The following is a 20,948-nucleotide window of genomic DNA, read 5'->3' as shown; positions in this document are numbered from 1 at the left end:
GTCTTATTTCTTACTCATTCCCAGCGATAATTAAAGCTCACGGAAATCCGGTCAAACTCCGAGCCATTCATCGGAACTTCGTGGCGCAGCCAGCTTTCCCAGAGCAAGACGTCCCCCACCTTGGGTTTCATGTAGATAAAGCTCTTTAATTCACGCCGCGCGTCTTTGTTGCGCGGCGGGGCGGCCATCATCATCGCGTGGCGGGGGTCTTCGAGTTTGAGCGCAGAGGCACCTTTTGGCATCGCCACGTAGGTGGTGCCGGAAATCACCGAGTGCGGGTGGATGTGTGAGCCGTGGGTGCCGCCTTCGGGCAGGATGTTGATCCAGAGATCTTCGAGCACCAGCTTGCGGTCGTCCAGGTTGAATTCCAAATCCTTGGCAAAGGCCGCGACATGTTTGTCGAGGGCTTTCACGAGGGATTTGAAGATCGGAAAGCGCCAAGCAAGATCGGTGAGGGAGGCATAGGAGGTGTAGCCCGGATAATCATTCGCCTCACACCACTCCTGACCCGCCTCGTCATCTTCGGCGATGACATAACAAGACTGTTCCAATTCATCCGCGTCGATCTTGGGCTTAAACTCGGACAAGGCGGCGTGATAGAGGCGGGTGACGAAGAGGGATTCGATGGTGGGCATGTGACAGGCTCTCTAAAAGGTTTGTCCCGTCTTAGCGCGGCGGGGAAAGTTTGGCGAGGCGGCACTTGCACGCGGGCGGCCAATCCGTAACAGTCAGAGCAAATTTTGCGGGAGGTTTTCGCTTTGGACAATTTGTTTTATCTCATGTCGTCGCCGGAATTTAAAAAGGTCTTTTATGCCCTTGGAGTGGGGGCCTTGTTTCTGGCCATAGGCCTCGTTGTCGTCGCCTTTTCGTTTTACGGACGCGGGCGGGAAGAGGAAGAGGCCAGCACACTGGAGCCGCAATGGGTGATGCTGTTTGCGACATTTCGCGACAGTTTGATCATCACGATCCTCTATACTGCGGAGGCGTTTTTGTATCGTTACTCGGACTTTATGGGGCTGCGCGAGATGAGCATGATGAACGTCATGAGTGCCTATCCTTTGGTACAGCCGTTGCTGGTTTATATTTTCGACATCTTGATCTTTGTCGTTGCAGCCCTTCGGGTGATTTCGCTCACGCGGTTTCTGGCGCGGGCGAAACACGGGGCGGGCGCGTCGCCAAACCCATGATGTAAGCAGGGCGTTTCTGGACGTGATGCGTAGCTTAGGGAGTGGGTCTTTTCAGCCAAACAGGGTCTCAACCGCCCTTAGGCCGAAAGCCCGGTTTCGATTGGCACCAACGGGCAAACTTTTCTCACGGTTGTCGCCAAGCCTCTGAGATACTTTCATGGCAAGGGGCTCGTACAGGACGTGATCAAGCTATTGACCGAAGAAGGGCTTGTGCCTGAAAACCCATCATGGGGCGACATAGAAAATGTTCATGTTGTTCAAACGATGGCAGCTGATGATGGAACTGTGCTGGATGTCGATGACTGAATAGGTGAGCCAAAAGTCGAGAATATACATAACGAGCGGGTTCAAGATGGCTGATGCAGACAATTTCTCTTTTCGTATCGATCGAACGCTGGGTTGGCATCCCGACAAGGACTGTTCTGTGTTCTCGCTTGACTTGGCCTTTTATACGGAAGGTGACATTTTCTTTCGGGTTGATGGCACGACGAAAGCGGTCAGCAAATATCTGTTAGAGTTCTATCTTGAGCTAAAGGCATCTGCCCTGAAATTCTTGGGCACAACATCGTATGAGACGACAGTTGCCATGCCGCTATCTGGGGGAGGGCTGATCTTTTCTCGCAATGAACAAAACGTTTCTATGGAGTTTCGAGGTGCGTTCACCGTGGACATGACTTGGCCTGACTTCATAGAGGGCTTTCGACGGTTTGAGTGTGAGTTGGTAAAAGAGTTGGGCACGCGGTTCCCGAAAATGGTTCGTACAGCAGAGTTTCAACTGATTTATCCAATTGAAGCGACATTGCATTAGGGCTGCGTTGCAAACCCCATCTTTCCCTTGCTCTATCCCCACGCTTCCCCTATAGGAACCCATCGCACGTGCCCGGTCCTCGGGATTCGTGTGTTTTGACATTCGCCCATCAGGCTCAGGGTCACCCACATAACGAACGTGGCGCTCTCTGATGTAAGACAAAGGATAAGGCTATGAACGCCCAGGAACTCCGCGCTAAGACGCCGGACGAGCTCAAGACCGAGCTTGCCAATCTTAAAAAAGAATCCTTCAACCTGCGCTTTCAGCAGGCCACGGGTCAGCTCGAAAACACCGCTCAGATTCGCAAAGCGCGCCGTTCGGCCGCTCTTGTGAAAACCATTCTGAACGAAAAAGCAGCTTCGGCTGAGTAAGAGGAGACTGACCTATGCCCAAACGTATTCTGACAGGTGTTGTCACCTCGAACCAGAACGAACAGACCGTGACCGTGTCCGTGGAGCGTCGCTTCAAACACCCGGTTCTGAAAAAGACCATTCGTAAGTCCAAAAAATACCGGGCTCACGATGAGAACAACCAATTCAACGTTGGTGAAACAGTCCGCATTCAGGAATGTGCACCGAAGTCGAAGACCAAGCGTTGGGAAGTTATCGTCACTGAGACGGCAGCGTCCTAATTTAATCGAAACCCTGGGGGAACAGGTCGCTGCAGACCTCCCCCATAGGTCGGGAGAAACCATATGATCCAGATGCAGACCAATCTGGATGTAGCTGATAACTCAGGCGCTCGCCGAGTTCAGTGCATCAAGGTCCTCGGCGGTTCGCACCGTCGTTACGCGTCCGTGGGTGACATCATCGTTGTATCGGTGAAAGAAGCCATTCCGCGCGGCCGTGTGAAAAAAGGGGACGTCCGCAAGGCCGTCGTCGTTCGCACCGCCAAAGAAGTCCGTCGCGAAGATGGCACAGCGATCCGTTTTGATCGCAATGCTGCCGTGATCCTCAACAACAACAACGAGCCGGTCGGTACCCGTATCTTTGGCCCAGTTGTGCGTGAGCTTCGTGCGAAAAACTTCATGAAGATCATCTCGCTCGCTCCGGAGGTGCTCTAATGGCTGCTAAGTTGAAAAAAGGCGATAAAGTTATCGTTTTGGCTGGCAAGGACAAAGGCAAAAAGGGTGAAATCACCACTGTGCTGCCGTCCAAAGGCAAAGCCATCGTGGAAGGCGTGAACATCGCCATCCGTCACACCCGCGCCTCTCAGGGCGATCAGGGCGGCCGCAAGCCGATCGCAGTGCCGGTCGACCTGTCCAACCTGGCGCTTTTGGATGCCAACGGCAAAGCCACCCGCGTCGGTTTCAAAATCGAAGGCGACAAAAAAGTGCGCTTCGCCAAGACCACGGGAGACGTGATCTGATGCTTGATACAGCAAATTACACCCCGCGTCTGAAGGCGATTTACAAGGACAGCATTCGTGCCACGCTCAAAGAAGAGTTCGGCTACAAAAACGACATGCAGATCCCGCGCCTCGATAAAATCGTTCTCAACATCGGTTGCGGTGCTGAAGCTGTGCGTGATTCCAAAAAAGCCAAATCGGCTCAGGAAGATCTCACTGCCATCGCCGGTCAAAAGGCCCTCATCACGAAAGCCAAGAAATCCATCGCTGGTTTCCGCGTTCGTGAAGACATGCCGCTTGGTGCGAAGGTTACTCTTCGTGGCGACCGTATGTACGAATTCCTCGACCGTCTGATCACGATCGCAATGCCCCGTATCCGCGACTTCCGCGGCGTGCCGGGTAAATCTTTTGATGGCCGTGGCAACTATGCCATGGGCATGAAAGAGCACATCGTGTTCCCCGAGATCAACTTCGACAAAGTCGATGAAGTCTGGGGTCTGGACATTGTCATCGCCACCACGGCGAAAACCGATGCTGAAGCCAAGAGCCTGTTGAAAGCGTTCAACATGCCCTTCAACAGCTGATCGCGCGAGGAGTTAGAGAACATGGCTAAGAAATCCATGATCGCCCGTGAGCGCAAGCGTGAGAAATTGGTGGCAAAATACGCTTCCAAACGCGCTGCTCTCAAAGAGGTCATTTACGATCAAGACAAGCCGATGGAAGAGCGTTTCCGCGCCTCCCTGAAACTTGCAGATCTGCCGCGCAACAGCTCGGCAACCCGTCTTCATAACCGTTGTCAGTTGACCGGTCGTCCCCACGCTTACTACCGTAAGCTGAAGGTCTCCCGGATCATGCTGCGGGAACTTGGCTCGTTTGGCCAAATCCCCGGTCTCGTGAAATCCAGCTGGTAAGAGAGGGCATAAGATATGAACGATCCTATCGGCGATATGCTCACCCGTATCCGTAACTCTCAACTGCGTGGCAAATCCGTTGTCTCCACCCCGGCATCCAAGCTGCGGGCATGGGTCTTGGACGTGCTGCTCGACGAGGGCTACATCCGCGGCTATGAGAAAGGCACTGATGCGAATGGTCACCCGACCCTCGAAATCAGCCTGAAATATTACGAAGGCACTCCTGTTATTCGCGAATTGAAACGGGTTTCGAAACCCGGTCGTCGCGTGTACCTCGGTGTCAAAGACATCCCATCGGTCCGTCAGGGCCTGGGCGTGTCGATTGTCTCCACCCCCAAAGGTGTGATGTCTGATGCAAACGCTCGTGCCAACAATGTTGGCGGCGAAGTGCTTTGCACAGTCTTCTAAGGAGGTCTCTCGATGTCTCGTATTGGTAAAAAACCGGTCGAAATGCCCAGCGGCGTAACCGCCTCTGTGTCCGGCCAGACCATTGAAGTGAAGGGCCCGAAAGGCTCTCACTCCTTCACCGCCACGGACGACGTGACCCTCACCATTGAAGGCAACGTCATCACCGTGACCCCCCGGGGCAAATCCAAGCGTGCGCGTCAACAGTGGGGCATGTCCCGCACTGTGATCGGCAACATGGTCACTGGCGTTTCTGTCGGTTTCAAGAAAGAACTTGAAATCAACGGTGTTGGTTACCGTGCTCAGCTTCAGGGCAACATCCTGAAACTGAACTTGGGTTACTCCCACGAAGTGAACTTTGAGGTTCCGGCTGGCGTCACCGTCACATCCGCGAAACCGACAGAGATCACCGTGGAAGGCTCTGATCCGCAGCTCGTCGGCCAAGTCGCAGCCAATATCCGCGAATGGCGTAAACCGGAGCCCTATAAAGGCAAAGGTATCAAGTACAAAGACGAGTATATCTTCCGCAAAGAAGGTAAGAAGAAGTAAGGACGCTCAAAATGGCAAACAGCAAAAGAGACCTGTTCTTGAAGCGCCGCCTGCGCGTCCGGAACAAACTTCGCAAGAACAATGTTGGCAAACTTCGTTTGTCGATCCATCGTTCGAACAAGAACATCAGCGCTCAGCTGATCGACGATGTCAAAGGCGTGACCCTCGCCTCCGCTTCCTCTTTGGAAAAGGATCTGGGGATCATCGGCAAGAACAACGTCGAAGCAGCCACCAAAGTCGGTGCTGCAATCGCAGAGCGTGCCAAGAAAGCCGGTGTGGAAGTGTGTTACTTCGACCGTGGCGGCTTCTTGTTTCACGGCAAGGTCAAGGCTCTGGCCGACGCTGCGCGTGAAGGTGGTCTGAAGTTCTAAGACTGAGCGCGATCCGAAAAGTGGATATCGGTTTTCGGACCAAATTGCGCGAACACTAAGTCTGTGGGGGACAGGTTTGTCCCCCCGATGATCCGGGTCGGCCTCACATATGTGGGGCCTTCACCGCGATTGAAATTAACGGCGTCAGCTACGCCACCAGTTCAAAGGAATGCCAATGGCAGAACGTGAAAACCGCCGGGACAACCGTCGCGACCGCGATGAAACCCCGGAATTCGCCGATCGTCTTGTTGCGATCAACCGTGTCTCCAAAACTGTGAAGGGTGGTAAGCGTTTCGGCTTTGCAGCTCTCGTGGTTGTGGGCGACCAAAAAGGCCGCGTCGGCTTCGGCAAAGGCAAAGCGAAAGAGGTCCCTGAGGCCATCCGCAAAGCCACCGAGCAAGCAAAACGCCAAATGATCCGCGTGCCGCTCAAAGAAGGCCGTACCTTGCACCACGACACCAACGGTCGTCATGGCGCTGGTAAAGTCGTGATGCGCACCGCACCGCAAGGTACTGGTATCATCGCCGGTGGTCCGATGCGCGCCGTGTTCGAGATGCTCGGTGTTCAGGACGTGGTCGCAAAGTCGATCGGTTCGCAGAACCCGTACAACATGATCCGCGCCACGCTGGACGGTCTCAAATCTGAGGCTTCTCCGCGCTCCGTGGCTCAGCGTCGTGGCAAAAAAGTCGCCGAGATTCTGCGTCGCGACGATGCACCGGTTGCTGACACTGAAACCGCTGTAGAAGCGTAAGGAGTAGACACATGGCTAAAACCATCGTTGTAAAACAGGTCGGCTCCCCGATCCGTCGCCCTCAGGTTCAGCGCGCAACGCTGATCGGCTTGGGTCTCAACAAAATGCACAAAACCCGTGAGCTGGAAGATACCCCTTCCGTGCGCGGCATGGTGCGTTCGATCCCGCACCTCGTTGAAATCATCGAAGAGCGCGACAATTAATCGACGCTTTCGAGCTTGATTTTGAAAAGCCCCGCAGGAAATTGCGGGGCTTTTTGCATTTTCTTCTAAAAAAACCATCGGGCCGGGAATAAAACGCTCTCTGCCCCTGTATCTCCCATGTCTGCACATGGTCAGACCTCATGTCAGGGAGACAGAAGATGATGAAGATCCTCACCGCAACCGCCCTTACCCTCGCCACCCTTGCCGCCCCCGCGTTCGCAGAAAGCCCGGTTTTGATCGGGGAACTGAATGGCGAATCTCTGTTGATGGACGCCCAAAAGATGACGCTTTACACCTTCGACAAAGATGAAAAAGGCGTCTCAAACTGCTATGAAGGCTGTATCGAAAACTGGCCCGCACTCACCGCAGAGTCCGAGGCCGATCTTCCGAAAGGCTACAGTCTGATCACCCGCAAAGACGGTGTGAAACAAGTCGCCTACAAAGATCAGCCGCTCTATCTTTGGGTCAAAGACATGCAGCCGGGTGACATGACCGGGGATGGCGTCAAAGGCGTTTGGCACACTGCCCGGCCGTAACCGCCCTCCGACACAGGTTTGATCCACCCGGATCATGCGTCAGGCGGGGGAGCTGTCCCCCGCCGCTTTCAAGAGGCACTCATGGCCAAGTTCAAAGCAGAACTCGAAGCGGCACTCCCAGCGATCTGGCGCTATGCGTTTGCGCTGACCCGCGACCATGCGCGCGCGGATGATCTGGTTCAGGATTGCGTCGAACGGGCGCTGAACAAACGCCATCTTTGGTCGGCAGATCGGCCCTTGCGGCCATGGCTGGCCAAAATCGCACTCAATGTGTTTCGCAATGGGCTACACCGCGAACGCGCCCACCTTCACCTTGCCTATGATGAGGCCGGGGACACCCCCGATTTGCCGGTGTCAGAGACCCATATGGATGCGCGCCTCGATGCCAAACGCACTCTTGCGCGTGTCGCGCAATTGCCCGAAGAGCAACGCCACGCTTTGCTGCTCGTCACCGTAGGCGGTTTGAGCTATGCGGAGACAGCCGAGGCCCTGGGAGTGCCGATTGGCACCGTGATGTCGCGCATTGCCCGCGCCCGCCATCGTCTTAAGCAAGATCCACAGCCCGTTCAACTCAGGAGCGTGACATGACCCATGCGGAGGATTTTGATCCGACCCTTCATCGCTATGCCGATGGGGAGATGACGCAAGATGAGATGCGGGCATTTGAGGCGCGCATGGAGGCCAATCCGGCGCTTGCCGCACGTGTGGCCGAGGTCATGGCGCTCAACAAGGCGCTGAATATGGCCGTACCAAGCCCACAGGCGACGTATTTTGCCAAGATGATGCCGGACATCAGCCCGGACATCAGCCCGCGCAGTACTTGGCCGCTACGGGCCGTGGCCGCCGTGGCTTTGCTCGGGATCGGATTGGGTCTGGGCTATTGGGGTGGGTTGGCGCGCTCTGCCGGACAGGGTGGTGTATCAGAGGGCCAACTTTTGGCCTCCGCCTCAGCCGCACATATGCTCTACACAGCGGAAGTGCTGCATCCGGTGGATGTTTCGGGCGATGAGCGCGATCATCTCAAAACATGGCTGACCAAGCGGCTTGGAGCCGAAGTGCGCATCCCGACGCTGACGCAGGAGGGGTTTTCTCTTGTGGGGGGGCGGCTCTTGCCAGCGCCGCACGGGGCCGCCGCGCAGTTCATGTATGAAACCGAGGCCGGACAACGGGTCACGCTTTACCTCACGCCGACGGCGCAAATGGCGGTCTCTTCCCTTAAATTCAACACTCATGATGGGCTGACCGCCGTGTCATGGCAGGACCCACATTGGCATTATGTTTTGGTCGGCGCGGCGTCGCGGGCCGAGATGGAGCATCTGGCCAAGCGGGTCCATGGCGATGTGATCTAAAGCCATGATGGCGACGCCAATTTAAAGAAAATTGACCCTCAACGCCGCGTTTTGGCCTGATTCCTTTTTATCTTTGTTAAGGCGACAGGCACAATGTGGCGGGCAATCGGTGCAAGGCAAGTCTTGCCAAGAGACTGTGCAATGCTCAATGAGGTGATCCATGCCTTTCACACTGCCAAAACTCAGGGCCGGATTGCGTGCCCAGTCCCCACTTTTCGCGTTGATTGACCGGGTGAAATCCTCTTGGGAGGCGGGGCCACCGCCGCATTGGACCGATCATATGCGCCAAACGCGGGAATAAGTGCGTATTATTTATACAAAAATGCATAAATAAGTAACGGTTTTAAAACTGCATGCATTTTATGCATAGCCGCCAGACCGAAACAGGGGGATGTCAAATCTCCCGATCCCCCCTACATCAGTCGTGCTCCCAAAGAGACACAAACAGCACGGAGCGTACGGCTCCGCATTTTTAGGATTAGAACAATGGCACATACCGCTCACTCCACCCGCTCCGCCGGCTTCGGCTTCTCCCGCTTTCTTGGCGAAATCTTTGACAACATCCGTTTGTCCTTTGCTCGCCAGCGCGCTTACACCCAGACCTTCAATCAGCTCGACGCCCTGTCGGATCATGAGTTGAACGACATCGGCTTGGGCCGCAGCGACATCCGCGACATCGCTCGCGACACCGCCGCCCGCGTTTAACAGCGCCCAGATTTAGGTCTCATTGAGAAGGACGAAACGATGCAACTTGTAGCTCCCTTTCCTGCCCAGCCCTTTGGCGCAGTGATGCGCGCGCTCAAAGCCGTTTGGCACACAGGCGCGGCCCCAAGTTGGACCGAATACCTGCGCGAAACCCGCGACTGAGCCCCTCAACGAGACTGGACAGATCAAACACCCTGCAGGACACTGCGGGGTGTTTTTGGTTTTATCGTATTGGCGGTGCCCCAAACGACCTTGGCCGGTATGTGATCACGCGGCTGGGGAGACGACCATGCGGCGCTTGGCCTATCTGAGCACTCATTCTAAAGTATAAGAGGGTGTGGCTTGATCTACGCGCACAACCCCTCTATACGCGCCCGGTGGACGAGACCGTTCATAAGAATCAACATTTGTAAGCCGTGGTTGCCCACTCCGTCGCTGGAGGGCACATCCGGCAAGGAGAAGCGACATGAAATTGCATGAATTGCGTGACAACGCAGGCGCCACCAAAGCTCGGAAACGCGTTGGTCGTGGTCCGGGTTCCGGCACCGGTAAAATGGGTGGCCGTGGCATCAAAGGTCAGAAATCCCGTTCGGGTGTGGCGATCAAAGGATACGAAGGCGGCCAGATGCCTTTGTACCAACGTCTGCCGAAGCGCGGCTTTAACAAGCCGAACCGCAAAGAGTTCGCTGTTGTGAACCTCGGCCTGATCGAAAAATTCATCGAAGCGGGTAAACTCGACGCTGCAAACGTCACCGAAGACACTTTGGTGTCCTCCGGGCTGATCCGCCGCAAACTCGACGGCATCCGCGTTTTGGCGAAAGGTGAAGTCACCTCGAAACTGTCGATCACTGTGACCGGCGCATCGAAATCTGCGATCGAAGCTGTGGAAAAAGCAGGCGGTTCGCTGACTGTGACTGCAAAGGCCGACGCGGCAGCCGAATAAGGCTTGTGACAGAGGGCCTGGACCCTTAAGTCATCCTTAAGTTTTCCAAGCGCCGCCCCCGGAAGACCGGTCGGGCGGCGCTGTTCGTGAAGAGAGAGACCATTAATGGCATCCGCAGCAGAACAAATGGCAGCGAACCTCGACTGGGGCACCCTCGGGAAAGCCAAAGAGCTTCGCCAGCGTATCTTTTTCACCCTCGGTCTTTTGATCGTGTACCGTCTGGGCACCTATATTCCGGTGCCTGGGATCGACGGTGGCGCGCTTAAGAGCTTTATGGATCAGGCGGCATCCGGTATCGGCGGCATCCTGTCGATGTTCACCGGCGGTGCATTGGGCCGGATGGGTATTTTCGCCCTCGGTATCATGCCTTACATCTCTGCGTCGATCATCGTTCAGCTGATGACCTCCATGGTCCCCGCGCTTGAGAACCTCAAAAAAGAGGGCGAGGCGGGGCGCAAGAAAATCAACCAATACACCCGTTTTGGCACGGTCGCTTTGGCGTTGTTTCAGGCCTACGGTTTGGCTGCTTCGCTTGAGGCTGGCGATCTGGCCCATGATCCGGGCTGGTATTTCCGCGCGGGCGTTGTGATCACCCTCGTGGGCGGCACCATGTTCCTGATGTGGCTCGGTGAACAAATCACCCAGCGCGGTATCGGCAACGGCATCTCCTTGATCATCTTCGTCGGCATCGTCGCCGAAATCCCACGTGCCTTGGCTCAGTTCTTTGAATCTGGCCGGACCGGCGCGGTGTCCCCGGCGGTGATCCTCATCGTGATCGCCATGATTGTCGGTGTGATCGCCTTCGTGGTCTTCATGGAGCGGGCGCTGCGCAAGGTGCATATCCAATATCCCCGCCGTCAGCAGGGTATGAAAATCTATGACGCGCAGTCCTCCCACCTGCCGATTAAAGTCAACCCGGCGGGCGTGATCCCGGCGATCTTTGCAAGCTCCCTCTTGCTGTTGCCGACCACCGTCGCGACCTTTTCCGGTCAGGGTGACGTTGGTCCGGTGATGTCGACCATTCTGGCCTATTTCGGTCCGGGGCAGCCGCTCTATCTGTTGTTCTTCACCCTCATGATCGTGTTCTTTGCCTATTTCTATACCGCCAACGTCGCGTTCAAAACCGAAGACGTGGCTAAGAACCTGAAGAATCAAAACGGTTTTATCCCTGGCATCCGCCCGGGCAAAAAGACCGAGGAGCATCTGGACTACATTGTGGCCCGTATTCTCGTCATTGGTTCAGCCTATCTTGCGGCAGTTTGTCTCTTGCCAGAGATTTTGCGTAGCCAATTCGCCATTCCCTTCTATTTTGGCGGCACTTCGGTGTTGATCGTGGTATCGGTGACGATGGATACGATTCAGCAAATTCAATCTCACTTGCTGGCGCACCAGTATGAGGGTCTGATTGAGAAATCTCAGCTGCGTGGGAGGAAGCGCAGCAAAAGAGGGACGACACGGAAATGAACATAATTCTGCTTGGACCGCCCGGCGCGGGCAAAGGCACACAGGCACGCCGTCTTGTTGAGGAGCGGGGCATGGTGCAACTTTCGACCGGGGATATGCTGCGTGATGCGCGGACCTCCGGGACCGAGATGGGGCAAAAAGTTGCTGCAATCATGGATGCGGGGCAACTTGTCACCGATGAGATCGTGATTGGCCTGATTGATGAGAAAATCCGCAACGGCAATGCCGCTGGATTTATCTTTGACGGTTTCCCGCGTACTTTGGGTCAGGCTGACGCGCTCAACGAACTGTTGTCGCGCAATGGCGCCCAACTCGAAGCTGTGATCGAGATTGCCGTCGATGACCAAGCGCTCGTCAATCGCATCACCGGCCGTTACACCTGTGGCAACTGTGGTGAGGTCTATCATGACACCACCAAGCCGACCAAGGTCGACGGTGTATGTGATGCCTGCGGATCGACCGATCTGAAACGCCGTGCGGACGACAATGAGGACAGCCTCAAAACCCGTCTGATGGAATATTACAAAAAGACCTCTCCGCTGATTGGCTACTATTATGCCCGTGGTGACCTGAAGTCCGTCGATGGCCTTCAGGACCCGGAAAAAGTGGCGGCGGATATTGCTAAGGCGCTGGCGTAAACGCGCCACATCCTTGGCATGACTTGGAAATTCACCGGGGCCTCTTGACGCTCCGGTGATTCCCCCTTATGGCAACCCATCCCTATGGGGCAAAGATTCGCCACCGGACCGAGTCCGAGGCAATCAGATTGAATTCAGCTGCGGCTCGCGAGGCCTAAAACCCGCGAGCCAACGTTGTGAAAAAAGGTTCCGGTATTACGGAACCGCAACGAAAGGACAGACCACGTGGCACGTATCGCCGGCGTAAACATCCCCACTGCAAAGCGGGTCCCGATCGCCCTCACCTATATCACTGGCATTGGCAACACCTCTGCTCAAGCCATCTGCGAAGCCGTTGGCATCGACCTGACCCGTCGTGTGAACGAACTCTCCGACGCCGAAGTTCTCGCCCTGCGCGAACATGTCGACGCCAACTACACCGTCGAAGGTGACCTGCGTCGTGAGACCCAGATGAACATCAAGCGTTTGATGGACCTCGGTTGCTACCGTGGCCTCCGTCACCGCCGCAACCTCCCGGTGCGTGGTCAGCGGACCCACACCAACGCGCGCACGCGCAAAGGTCCGGCAAAAGCAATCGCCGGCAAGAAGAAATAAGGGAGGGCATAGAACATGGCACGCGATACCCGTCGTACCGCTAAGAAAAAGGTCTCCAAGAACATCGCCGCTGGCGTTGCTCACGTGAATTCGACCTTCAACAACACCAAAATCCTGATCTCCGACGTGCAGGGCAACGCCATCGCTTGGTCGTCTGCTGGCACCATGGGCTTTAAAGGCTCGCGGAAATCCACACCTTACGCCGCCCAGATGGCTGCGGAAGATGCGGCGAAAAAGGCTCAGGATCACGGTCTGAAAACCATCGAAGTCGAAGTTCAGGGGCCGGGTTCGGGTCGTGAATCCGCGTTGCGTGCGCTTGCGGCTGTTGGTTTGAACATCACGTCTATTCGTGACGTGACCCCGATTGCACACAACGGCTGCCGCCCCCCGAAGCGCCGCCGCGTGTAATCACGCCTATATTATTTGGATCGCGGGTGTTCGCGCCCGCGGTCCGTTTTTGTGTTTAAAAGACCCCTCGGGCGTTCTCCGCTTACGGACATGGGCGGGAGGACAGGAATGGAGGCTACTTCAATGATCCACAAAAATTGGGCCGAGCTCATCAAACCGCAACAGCTTGACGTCAAGCCGGGCAACGAGCCCGCACGTCAGGCCACCGTTGTCGCCGAACCGCTTGAACGCGGCTTTGGCTTGACACTGGGCAACGCATTGCGTCGCGTGCTGATGTCGTCGCTTCAGGGCGCGGCCATCACCTCCGTTCAGATCGACAACGTTCTGCACGAGTTTTCGTCCATCGCCGGCGTGCGTGAAGATGTCACCGATGTGATCCTCAACCTCAAAGGCATTTCTTTGCGCATGGATGTGGAAGGGCCGAAACGCCTGTCCATCGCTGCCAAAGGGCCGATGGTTGTCACCGGCGGTGATATTTCCGAATCTGCTGGCATCGAAGTTTTGAACAAAGATCACGTGATCTGTCACCTCGATGACGGCGCTGATTTGTTCATGGAACTGACGGTCAACACCGGCAAAGGCTATGTCTCTGCCGAGAAAAACAAGGCCGAAGATGCGCCGATCGGTTTGATCCCGATTGATGCGATCTTCTCGCCGGTCAAAAAAGTGTCTTACGACGTGCAGCCGACCCGCGAAGGTCAGGTGCTCGACTATGACAAACTGACGATGAAAATCGAAACCGACGGCTCTTTAACCCCGGAAGATGCAGTCGCATTCGCGGCGCGTATCCTTCAGGATCAATTGGGCATCTTTGTGAACTTTGACGAGCCGGAATCGGCTGGTCGTCAGGAAGAAGACGATGGCCTTGAGTTCAACCCGCTTTTGTTGAAGAAAGTGGACGAGCTGGAACTGTCTGTCCGTTCGGCAAATTGCCTGAAAAACGACAACATCGTTTACATCGGCGATCTGATTCAGAAAACCGAAGCCGAGATGCTGCGCACCCCGAACTTCGGTCGCAAGTCGCTCAACGAGATCAAAGAGGTTCTGTCTGGCATGGGCTTGCACCTCGGTATGGATGTCGAAGAATGGCCGCCTGAGAACATCGAAGACCTGGCGAAGAAATTCGAAGACCAGTTCTAAGCAATTTGGGGGAGGCTTAGGCCTCCTCCCTCGACAATGCCCGGAATTGCCGGGGACTATATGGGCACATGCCCCAAGGAGAGCCGGTGACACGCATCGCCGGTCAGACAAAGCAAAACACGCTATAGGAGAGACACATGCGTCACGCTAGAGGCTACCGCCGCCTGAACCGGACCCACGAACACCGCAAAGCGATGTTCTCCAACATGTCCGGCTCGCTCATTGAGCACGAACAAATCAAAACCACCTTGCCGAAAGCCAAAGAGCTTAAGCGCATCATGGACAAGCTGATCACGCTCGGCAAACGTGGCGATCTTCACGCCCGTCGTCAGGCGGCTGCTCAGTTGAAACAGGACAAAGATGTTGCGAAACTCTTTGAAATCCTTGGTCCGCGCTATGCAGAACGCAACGGTGGTTACACCCGCGTTTTGAAAGCTGGCTTCCGTTACGGTGACATGGCTCCGATGGCCATCATTGAACTGGTTGACCGCGATCCGTCTGCCAAAGGTGCTGCCGACCGTGCGCGCCTTGAGGCCGAAGACGCCGCAATGGCCGAAGAAGATTAAGTCTTCTCGATCCGATTCTAAAAAGCCCCGCCTCGTGCGGGGCTTTTTTGTTTGAATGTGTAAATTTGATGCATTTTGTCAGTATTCTTGTCTTTTCGCCTTGGGCTTTTGCCCCAATACTGGACGAACAGAGGCATTTTGGGTCGGGTGCCGCACGGTGTTTGTCAAAAGAAAACAGATCATTTGATCAGAAATCATGCGAAAAGGCGCTATTCATCACGGCACGTTCATAACGGCACCCAAAGAGGCTTTTCAAACGATACTCTTTGGTTTAGTCCTTGTTCAGGTGGTCGCCTTAGGGTTGTCACTCCCTTTCGTAAAAGAATGAATTTTATCAATGTCTGACACAACGGAACTCACACGCTTGTTCGCTCAGCTTCGGGCTGCATCTCCGGCCGGATATTCGGTCGGGTTACATATTCGGTTTGCGTCGCCGCTTGTTGCGGAGGCCACATATGATCCGAAATGGCTCGAACATTACACGGCGAACGCCTATGCGTTGAGAGATCCGATGATTGCTTGGGGGTTGAGCTGCGAAGGGCAAACAAGGTGGAGCGAAATAGAACTCCCCGATCCATTTAATCTTTGGAGGCAGGCCGCTGAATTCGGCCTGAACTATGGTATCGCCGTGTCCTGTGGACCGGTTCAGTCGAGAACCATCATCGGGTGTGCCCGCGCAGATCGCGAATTTACGGATCAAGAGATCACGAAAATCGCCACCATTTCGCGTACGCTTCATGAAATCTCGGAACCCCAAACAGATCTGACACAGGCTCAAATTCAGGCCCTCCGGTGCATCGCGGGCGGTGATCGTCATGCAGCAGCCGCGGCCAAGCTCGGGATTTCGGAGAGCGCGCTTAAGGCGCGTCTTGTCTCTGCCCGGGAACGTCTTATGGCCCGGACAACCTCAGAGGCCATTCAAAAAGCCAAGGAGATCAAGCTGTTGTGACGGTGCTCGCTCTCGCGTTGCGTTGAAGAAATCAACCAACACCGGAGACGTACCATGCAAACGACCACACTTTCTTTTGCCAATCTGCACAACCACGGCGATCTTTTCGCCAACATGCTTCGCGCCAGACATGAAACCTTCATTCAACATGCGAAGTGGGATTTGCCGCAGGCCGATGGCATGGAATATGACCAATACGACACGCCCGCATCCCGTTGGATCGCGGTTCACGAGTTCGGAGATGTGTTGGCCGGTATCCGCTTGACCCCGACAACCACAAAATGTGGCATTTATTCCTATATGATCCGCGATGCTCAGCGGGGACTTTTGGACAGCATCCCAAGCAATCTGTTGTTTGATGAGGCACCCGTTGCGCCGCATGTTTGGGAATCGAGCCGGATTTTCGTGTCGCCCCGCGTACCTGCGAAACAACGGATGCGGGTCCAGATGAGCCTGATTGGGGAAATGACCAATTCCGCACGGGCCTTGGGAGCCACGTCGGTTTTGTGCCTTATCCCTGAAAATGGCAATCGCTGGGGGCGTCGTGTCGGTCTCGACATTGATGTCGTGGGGCCGGTGATGGACATCGGCGGCGCGCGCAACGCATGTATGCGCATCAACCTTAGCAACAAACTTCACTAACCATGTGCTTTGGACCGGGGCCGAAACGCGCCATTTCGGCCCCGATACCCCTTTTCCATTGGCCATAAGCGGCGTAACGTCCGCCTATGTCTGACCTTTTTGCATCCACAGAACCATCGACCTCACACGCCGCCGGGCCGCGCCCGCTGGCCGATCGTTTGCGCCCACAAACTTTGGGCGAGGTGATTGGTCAGGAACAGGTTTTGGGGCCTGACTCCCCGTTGGGCGTGATGTTGGCGTCCGGCTCCCTGTCTTCGATCATTTTCTGGGGGCCGCCGGGCGTGGGCAAAACCACCATCGCACGGTTATTGGCGGCCGAAACCGATCTGCATTTCGTGCAGATTTCTGCGATTTTCACCGGCGTGCCGGACCTGCGCAAAGTGTTTGAGGCGGCGAAAATACGGCGGCAAAACGGCCAGGGCACCTTGCTGTTTGTTGACGAGATTCATCGGTTCAACAAAGCGCAACAGGACAGTTTCCTGCCCTACATGGAAGACGGCACCATTCTTTTGGTCGGCGCAACCACGGAGAACCCCTCGTTTGAACTGAACGCTGCTGTGCTGTCACGCTCGCAAGTGATGGTGTTGACGCGGCTGTCTTTGGCCGATCTTGCGCTTTTGGCCGAACGCGCCGAGCGCGAGTTTGGCAAGCCTTTGCCACTGAATCCCCGCGCGCGCGACACGTTGTTTGAAATGGCGGATGGCGATGGGCGCACCCTTTTGAACCTGATCGAACAGATCGCCGCGTGGAAGGTCGAAACGCCTCTCGATCCCGAACAGTTGGGCAAGCGCTTAATGCGCCGTGCCGCAAAATACGATAAATCCGGCGACGAGCATTACAACCTGATTTCAGCGCTGCACAAATCGGTGCGCGGCTCTGATCCCGATGCGGCGCTCTATTGGTTTTCGCGGATGTTGGAGGGCGGCGAAGACCCACGCTATCTGGCGCGGCGGCTGACCCGGATGGCAATTGAGGACATCCAATTGGCCGACCCACAGGCGCAGGCGATGTGCCTTCATGCCTGGGAAGTTTACGAACGTCTGGGCTCGCCCGAGGGCGAATTGGCACTGGCGCAGGCGGTGGTCTATCTGGCGCTCGCGCCGAAATCGAATGCGGTCTACACGGCCTTTAAAGCGGCGCGCGATGCGGCGCGCAAAACCGGGTCTGAACCGCCGCCCAAACATATTCTCAACGCGCCGACCAAACTGATGGCGGAGCAGGGATATGGTGAAAACTATGCCTATGATCATGATGCCGAGGACGGATTTTCCGGGCAGAACTTTTTCCCCGACACACTCCCGCGCACTCAGTTTTACAAACCGGTTGAGCGCGGGTTTGAACGGGATTTGGCCAAGAGAGTGGCCTATTTCGATAAGCTGCGTGACAAACGCAACGGTTGACGTTGACATTGCTCCCGGCGCATCACAGGAAGCGCCAAGCAGAAAGGCCCGCAGAAAGGACTGTCATGCCCCCCTTGATCCAAGTCGCCCTCGGAGGTGCGTTCGGCGCCACGGCGCGTTACATGATCGGCCTCGCCACAGCGCGGCTTTTGGGCAAGGATTTTCCATGGGGCACTGTGACGGTCAATTTCTTGGGCTCGTTTCTGATGGGGGTCATCGTCGTGGTGCTTGCCCATGAAAACGGCAACCGCTACGCGCCCCTGTTGATGACGGGGATGTTGGGCGGCTTTACAACTTATTCGGCCTTCTCGCTGGATGCGATTACGTTTTATGAGCGCGGCGAGGTCACTTTGGCCGCTCTTTATGTCGTTGCAACATTGGTGCTCGCATTGGGCGGCATCGTATTGGGCCTTTACACCGCACGGAGTTTTTACGCATGAGCCGGGTTCAGATGATCACCATTGGCGACGATCAACCCGAGCAAAGGCTCGACCGTTGGTTTCGCAAAATGTTTCCACAAATCACCCAAGGCAACATCGAAAAGATGTGCCGCAAGGGCGATATCCGTGTCGATGGCGGGCGGGTGAAATCCAACACGCGGGTTGGGCCGGGGATGGAAATCCGCGTGCCGCCATTGCCCGATGAGGTCGCGCCCAAACGCGACCGCAGTGGCGACGCGATTTCCGCCGCTGACGAGAAACTGATCCAGTCCTGCGTGATTTACAAAGACGATTACGTCATCGTGTTGAACAAACCGGCGGGCTTGCCGACCCAAGGCGGATCGAAACAGACGCGTCATGTTGACGGTCTGGCTGAGGCGCTCAAATTCGGACTTGAGGAAAAACCGCGCCTTGTGCACCGGCTTGACAAGGACACCTCTGGCGTTCTGATTTTGGCCCGCACACCGGCGATGGCCACGAAACTGACCGAAGCCTTCCGCCACAAAAACACCCGCAAGATTTACTGGGCTTTGGTGGCGGGCGTGCCTGTGCCGTACCTTGGCGAAATCAAATACGGTTTGATGAAAGCGGGCGGCCATGGTGCGCGCGGCGAGGGCGAAAAGATGATCGCCATCCATCCGCGCGACATGAATGCCAACCCGGACGCCAAACGTGCGCATACGCTTTATGCCACGCTTTACCGCGTCGGTTCGCGCGCCTCTTGGGTGGCGATGGAGCCGATCACCGGGCGCACCCACCAGTTGCGCGCACATATGGCCGAGATCGGCCATCCGATCATTGGCGATGGTAAATATGGTGGCTCTGGTCAGGAAAACCTTGGCGATGGCTGGGGCGCGCAATTGGGCGGGATCATTTCGAAAAAACTCCACCTGCACGCGCGCAGCCTGACCTTTGAACATCCGGTGACGCATAAGGTCATCACCGTGACCGCGCCCTTGCCCGAACATATGCGCAACAGTTGGGACACGTTTGGCTGGACTGATGATCTGGCCGCCGTTGATCCGTTCGAGACGCTGCGATGACCAAACTCGTTATATTCGACGTAGACGGCACACTGGTCGACAGTCAGGCTCATATCATCATGTCGATGGAAGCCGCATTTGCGACCGTAGGGCAGGCGGCCCCGGACCGTGACACCATCCTGTCCATCGTTGGTCTGTCTTTGCCGGTGGCGATGCGCGAACTTGCACCTGAGGCGGATGACGCCGCGATTGCGCGGATGGTTGATGGCTATAAGGACGCGTTCCAAACCCATCGTTTGAAACAGGGCGCCGCCGCCTCGCCGCTTTATCCCGGTGCCGAAGAGGCTCTGCGGACTTTGGGCGCGCAGGGCGATGTTGTGTTGGCGATTGCGACCGGGAAAAGCCGCCGGGGTTTGGATGCGCTGCTGGCCGATTGGGCGTTTGCCGATCTGTTTGTCACCACGCAATGCGCCGATGATCACCCTTCCAAACCGCATCCTTCGATGGTGCTGAGTTGCCTCACCGATTGTAATGTCGCGGCGTCCGAGGCGGTGGTGATTGGCGATACGACCTATGACATGGAAATGGCCCGCGCGTCACGGGTCCAAGGGATTGGTGTGCGCTGGGGCTATCATGGGGGTGAGGCGCTCATGGCTGCGGGCGCGCATGTGGTTTTGGATGATTTTGGCCAGCTCAATGCGGCCTTGGATGAGATGTGGAAAGGGTGACGACGTGTCCGAATGGAAGGCAAAGCGGTTTTGGAAAAAGACCACGGTTGAGGCCGTTGAGGGCGGGTTTGAAATCCGTCTGGATGGCCGTCCGGTGCGCACCCCTGCCAAAGCGCCGCTGATCGTCCCGACCCGTGCTTTGGCCGAGGTGATCGCGGCGGAATGGGAGGCGCAGGAGGGGGAGATTGGCCCAAACACCATGCCCGCCACCCGCAGCGCCAATGCCGCCATTGATAAAGTCGCCATTCAACACGCCGAGGTTGCCAATTTGCTGGCCGATTATGGGGACAGTGATTTGCTCTGTTACCGCGCCGCCCATCCGCGCGAGTTGGTGGAGCGTCAGGCGGAGCAGTGGGACCCCCTTCTCGACTGGGCCGAAGAGGCGTTTGGTGTGCGGCTTCATCCCCGGACGGGCATCATGCATGTGCCACAGGAGGCGGAGGCGTTGCAGGTCCTGCGCGCCAAGAGCCATGGGTTCAACGCATTCGAACTGGCGGCGTTTCACGATCTGGTCAGCCTGTCAGGCTCGCTGATTCTTGGCCTTGCGGTCACCCATGGGAAGTTGTCTGCAGACGAGGCATGGATGCGATCGCGCCTTGATGAACTGTACCAAATTGAACAATGGGGCGAGGACGAAGAGGCCAGTGAGAGCGCCGAAATCAAGCGCCAAAGCTTTGTTCATGCAGAACTCTTTTACCGCTTGGTCAATTAAGTGGCGCTCCTGCAGTTGCCTTGCTGAATTCACGCGCATTTCCGCAAGCGGTTTGGGCGAACGCACGGTTATCATGCAGAATCGTGATCCCACTCTTGACGTTCTTGAATGAATCCCTCCAAACTACGCTCATCGAAGGGGCAATTGCTCACTTTGGTAACGTTCCCGACCCGGAGGGGATCGGAAAAGAAGCGCCGAAAACGGCGCAGTATCAGGAAG

At 56.1% G+C, this 20,948-nt stretch carries 35 protein-coding genes; 34 read left to right on the top strand and 1 reads right to left on the bottom strand.

The window, feature by feature from the left end; all coding sequences use genetic code 11:
- Positions 1–14: 14 nt before the first annotated feature.
- Positions 15–635, bottom strand: a complete 621-nt coding sequence (locus tag BLT54_RS17785) for a 2OG-Fe(II) oxygenase family protein (protein ID WP_074646533.1) — start codon at positions 633–635, stop codon at positions 15–17.
- A gap of 123 nt (positions 636–758) precedes the next feature.
- On the opposite strand from BLT54_RS17785, the gene BLT54_RS17780 reads away from it, so the two are divergent.
- From BLT54_RS17780 to BLT54_RS17630, 34 genes are all read left to right on the top strand, one after another.
- A complete protein-coding gene (locus tag BLT54_RS17780; RefSeq protein ID WP_143026871.1) occupies positions 759–1,187 on the top strand; it encodes a hypothetical protein in 429 nt (142 codons plus the stop codon).
- A 180-nt stretch (positions 1,188–1,367) separates the two neighbouring features.
- The gene (locus BLT54_RS23040) at positions 1,368–1,493 is read left to right on the top strand and encodes a hypothetical protein (protein ID WP_281241905.1); all 126 of its coding nucleotides are present in this window, start codon (positions 1,368–1,370) and stop codon (positions 1,491–1,493) included.
- A 46-nt stretch (positions 1,494–1,539) separates the two neighbouring features.
- Complete coding sequence (locus tag BLT54_RS17775; protein ID WP_143026870.1) at positions 1,540–1,995, top strand: hypothetical protein; 456 nt, start codon at positions 1,540–1,542, stop codon at positions 1,993–1,995.
- 173 nt (positions 1,996–2,168) lie between these two features.
- Positions 2,169–2,366 carry a 50S ribosomal protein L29 gene (gene rpmC / locus BLT54_RS17770; RefSeq protein ID WP_009574014.1) on the top strand — a complete coding sequence of 66 codons (198 nt, stop codon included), beginning with the start codon at positions 2,169–2,171 and terminating at the stop codon, positions 2,364–2,366.
- Between the two features lie 14 nt (positions 2,367–2,380).
- Positions 2,381–2,626: a 30S ribosomal protein S17 gene (gene rpsQ, locus BLT54_RS17765; RefSeq protein ID WP_009574015.1), complete on the top strand. Its 246-nt coding sequence runs from the start codon at positions 2,381–2,383 to the stop codon at positions 2,624–2,626.
- Between the two features lie 63 nt (positions 2,627–2,689).
- The gene (gene rplN / locus BLT54_RS17760) at positions 2,690–3,058 is read left to right on the top strand and encodes a 50S ribosomal protein L14 (protein ID WP_009574016.1); all 369 of its coding nucleotides are present in this window, start codon (positions 2,690–2,692) and stop codon (positions 3,056–3,058) included.
- The gene (gene rplX / locus BLT54_RS17755; RefSeq protein WP_009574017.1) at positions 3,058–3,363 is read left to right on the top strand and encodes a 50S ribosomal protein L24; all 306 of its coding nucleotides are present in this window, start codon (positions 3,058–3,060) and stop codon (positions 3,361–3,363) included. The genes rplN and rplX overlap by 1 nt, the downstream gene beginning before the upstream one ends.
- A complete protein-coding gene (gene rplE / locus BLT54_RS17750) occupies positions 3,363–3,926 on the top strand; it encodes a 50S ribosomal protein L5 (protein WP_074646530.1) in 564 nt (187 codons plus the stop codon). Before rplX ends, rplE begins: the two co-directional genes overlap by 1 nt.
- Positions 3,927–3,947: 21 nt before the next feature.
- Positions 3,948–4,253, top strand: coding sequence for a 30S ribosomal protein S14 (gene rpsN, locus BLT54_RS17745; protein ID WP_009574019.1), 306 nt, complete (start codon positions 3,948–3,950; stop codon positions 4,251–4,253).
- Between the two features lie 15 nt (positions 4,254–4,268).
- The gene (gene rpsH, locus BLT54_RS17740; RefSeq protein ID WP_009574020.1) at positions 4,269–4,661 is read left to right on the top strand and encodes a 30S ribosomal protein S8; all 393 of its coding nucleotides are present in this window, start codon (positions 4,269–4,271) and stop codon (positions 4,659–4,661) included.
- 12 nt (positions 4,662–4,673) lie between these two features.
- A complete protein-coding gene (gene rplF / locus BLT54_RS17735) occupies positions 4,674–5,207 on the top strand; it encodes a 50S ribosomal protein L6 (protein ID WP_009574021.1) in 534 nt (177 codons plus the stop codon).
- 11 nt (positions 5,208–5,218) lie between these two features.
- Positions 5,219–5,578, top strand: a complete 360-nt coding sequence (rplR, locus tag BLT54_RS17730) for a 50S ribosomal protein L18 (RefSeq protein ID WP_074646529.1) — start codon at positions 5,219–5,221, stop codon at positions 5,576–5,578.
- Positions 5,579–5,753: 175 nt separating this feature from the next.
- Positions 5,754–6,329, top strand: a complete 576-nt coding sequence (gene rpsE, locus BLT54_RS17725) for a 30S ribosomal protein S5 (protein ID WP_009574023.1) — start codon at positions 5,754–5,756, stop codon at positions 6,327–6,329.
- An 11-nt stretch (positions 6,330–6,340) separates the two neighbouring features.
- Positions 6,341–6,532: a 50S ribosomal protein L30 gene (gene rpmD / locus BLT54_RS17720; RefSeq protein WP_009574024.1), complete on the top strand. Its 192-nt coding sequence runs from the start codon at positions 6,341–6,343 to the stop codon at positions 6,530–6,532.
- A 158-nt stretch (positions 6,533–6,690) separates the two neighbouring features.
- On the top strand, positions 6,691–7,068 hold the full coding sequence (locus BLT54_RS17715) for a COG4315 family predicted lipoprotein (protein WP_074646528.1): 378 nt from the start codon (positions 6,691–6,693) through the stop codon (positions 7,066–7,068).
- 81 nt (positions 7,069–7,149) lie between these two features.
- Positions 7,150–7,656: an RNA polymerase sigma factor gene (locus BLT54_RS17710; RefSeq protein ID WP_074646527.1), complete on the top strand. Its 507-nt coding sequence runs from the start codon at positions 7,150–7,152 to the stop codon at positions 7,654–7,656.
- Positions 7,653–8,417, top strand: coding sequence for an anti-sigma factor family protein (locus BLT54_RS17705; RefSeq protein ID WP_074646526.1), 765 nt, complete (start codon positions 7,653–7,655; stop codon positions 8,415–8,417). Before BLT54_RS17710 ends, BLT54_RS17705 begins: the two co-directional genes overlap by 4 nt.
- 160 nt (positions 8,418–8,577) lie before the next feature.
- Positions 8,578–8,718, top strand: coding sequence for a hypothetical protein (locus BLT54_RS22655; RefSeq protein WP_176832912.1), 141 nt, complete (start codon positions 8,578–8,580; stop codon positions 8,716–8,718).
- Between the two features lie 185 nt (positions 8,719–8,903).
- A complete protein-coding gene (locus BLT54_RS17700; RefSeq protein ID WP_074646525.1) occupies positions 8,904–9,122 on the top strand; it encodes a DUF1127 domain-containing protein in 219 nt (72 codons plus the stop codon).
- 39 nt (positions 9,123–9,161) lie between these two features.
- Positions 9,162–9,284, top strand: coding sequence for a hypothetical protein (locus BLT54_RS23035; protein ID WP_281241904.1), 123 nt, complete (start codon positions 9,162–9,164; stop codon positions 9,282–9,284).
- 304 nt (positions 9,285–9,588) lie between these two features.
- Complete coding sequence (rplO, locus tag BLT54_RS17695) at positions 9,589–10,065, top strand: 50S ribosomal protein L15 (RefSeq protein ID WP_074646524.1); 477 nt, start codon at positions 9,589–9,591, stop codon at positions 10,063–10,065.
- A gap of 105 nt (positions 10,066–10,170) precedes the next feature.
- A complete protein-coding gene (gene secY / locus BLT54_RS17690) occupies positions 10,171–11,529 on the top strand; it encodes a preprotein translocase subunit SecY (RefSeq protein WP_143026869.1) in 1,359 nt (452 codons plus the stop codon).
- A complete protein-coding gene (locus BLT54_RS17685) occupies positions 11,526–12,167 on the top strand; it encodes an adenylate kinase (protein ID WP_009574031.1) in 642 nt (213 codons plus the stop codon). Before secY ends, BLT54_RS17685 begins: the two co-directional genes overlap by 4 nt.
- Before the next feature lie 225 nt (positions 12,168–12,392).
- Positions 12,393–12,761 (top strand): 30S ribosomal protein S13, encoded by a 369-nt coding sequence (gene rpsM / locus BLT54_RS17680; RefSeq protein WP_074646523.1) that lies wholly within the window; start codon positions 12,393–12,395, stop codon positions 12,759–12,761.
- A gap of 15 nt (positions 12,762–12,776) precedes the next feature.
- Positions 12,777–13,169 (top strand): 30S ribosomal protein S11, encoded by a 393-nt coding sequence (gene rpsK / locus BLT54_RS17675; RefSeq protein ID WP_009574033.1) that lies wholly within the window; start codon positions 12,777–12,779, stop codon positions 13,167–13,169.
- A 123-nt stretch (positions 13,170–13,292) separates the two neighbouring features.
- On the top strand, positions 13,293–14,309 hold the full coding sequence (locus BLT54_RS17670; RefSeq protein ID WP_009574034.1) for a DNA-directed RNA polymerase subunit alpha: 1,017 nt from the start codon (positions 13,293–13,295) through the stop codon (positions 14,307–14,309).
- Positions 14,310–14,446: 137 nt separating this feature from the next.
- Positions 14,447–14,875: a 50S ribosomal protein L17 gene (rplQ, locus tag BLT54_RS17665; RefSeq protein ID WP_074646522.1), complete on the top strand. Its 429-nt coding sequence runs from the start codon at positions 14,447–14,449 to the stop codon at positions 14,873–14,875.
- A gap of 337 nt (positions 14,876–15,212) precedes the next feature.
- A complete protein-coding gene (locus tag BLT54_RS17660; RefSeq protein WP_074646521.1) occupies positions 15,213–15,824 on the top strand; it encodes an autoinducer binding domain-containing protein in 612 nt (203 codons plus the stop codon).
- Between the two features lie 54 nt (positions 15,825–15,878).
- Complete coding sequence (locus BLT54_RS17655) at positions 15,879–16,466, top strand: acyl-homoserine-lactone synthase (protein ID WP_074646520.1); 588 nt, start codon at positions 15,879–15,881, stop codon at positions 16,464–16,466.
- A gap of 86 nt (positions 16,467–16,552) precedes the next feature.
- Positions 16,553–17,866: a replication-associated recombination protein A gene (locus BLT54_RS17650; protein WP_074646519.1), complete on the top strand. Its 1,314-nt coding sequence runs from the start codon at positions 16,553–16,555 to the stop codon at positions 17,864–17,866.
- Between the two features lie 65 nt (positions 17,867–17,931).
- The gene (gene crcB / locus BLT54_RS17645) at positions 17,932–18,306 is read left to right on the top strand and encodes a fluoride efflux transporter CrcB (protein WP_074646518.1); all 375 of its coding nucleotides are present in this window, start codon (positions 17,932–17,934) and stop codon (positions 18,304–18,306) included.
- A complete protein-coding gene (locus BLT54_RS17640) occupies positions 18,303–19,349 on the top strand; it encodes an RluA family pseudouridine synthase (protein WP_074646517.1) in 1,047 nt (348 codons plus the stop codon). The genes crcB and BLT54_RS17640 overlap by 4 nt, the downstream gene beginning before the upstream one ends.
- A complete protein-coding gene (locus BLT54_RS17635) occupies positions 19,346–20,017 on the top strand; it encodes an HAD-IA family hydrolase (protein WP_074646516.1) in 672 nt (223 codons plus the stop codon). The genes BLT54_RS17640 and BLT54_RS17635 overlap by 4 nt, the downstream gene beginning before the upstream one ends.
- Positions 20,018–20,021: 4 nt before the next feature.
- A complete protein-coding gene (locus BLT54_RS17630; RefSeq protein ID WP_074646515.1) occupies positions 20,022–20,729 on the top strand; it encodes an ATP12 family chaperone protein in 708 nt (235 codons plus the stop codon).
- Positions 20,730–20,948: the final 219 nt, after the last annotated feature.

The organism is Celeribacter baekdonensis, from assembly GCF_900102315.1.
In the GTDB taxonomy this organism is placed as follows: Bacteria; Pseudomonadota; Alphaproteobacteria; order Rhodobacterales; family Rhodobacteraceae; genus Celeribacter; species Celeribacter baekdonensis.
This window is presented reverse-complemented; position numbering and strand designations above follow the sequence as displayed.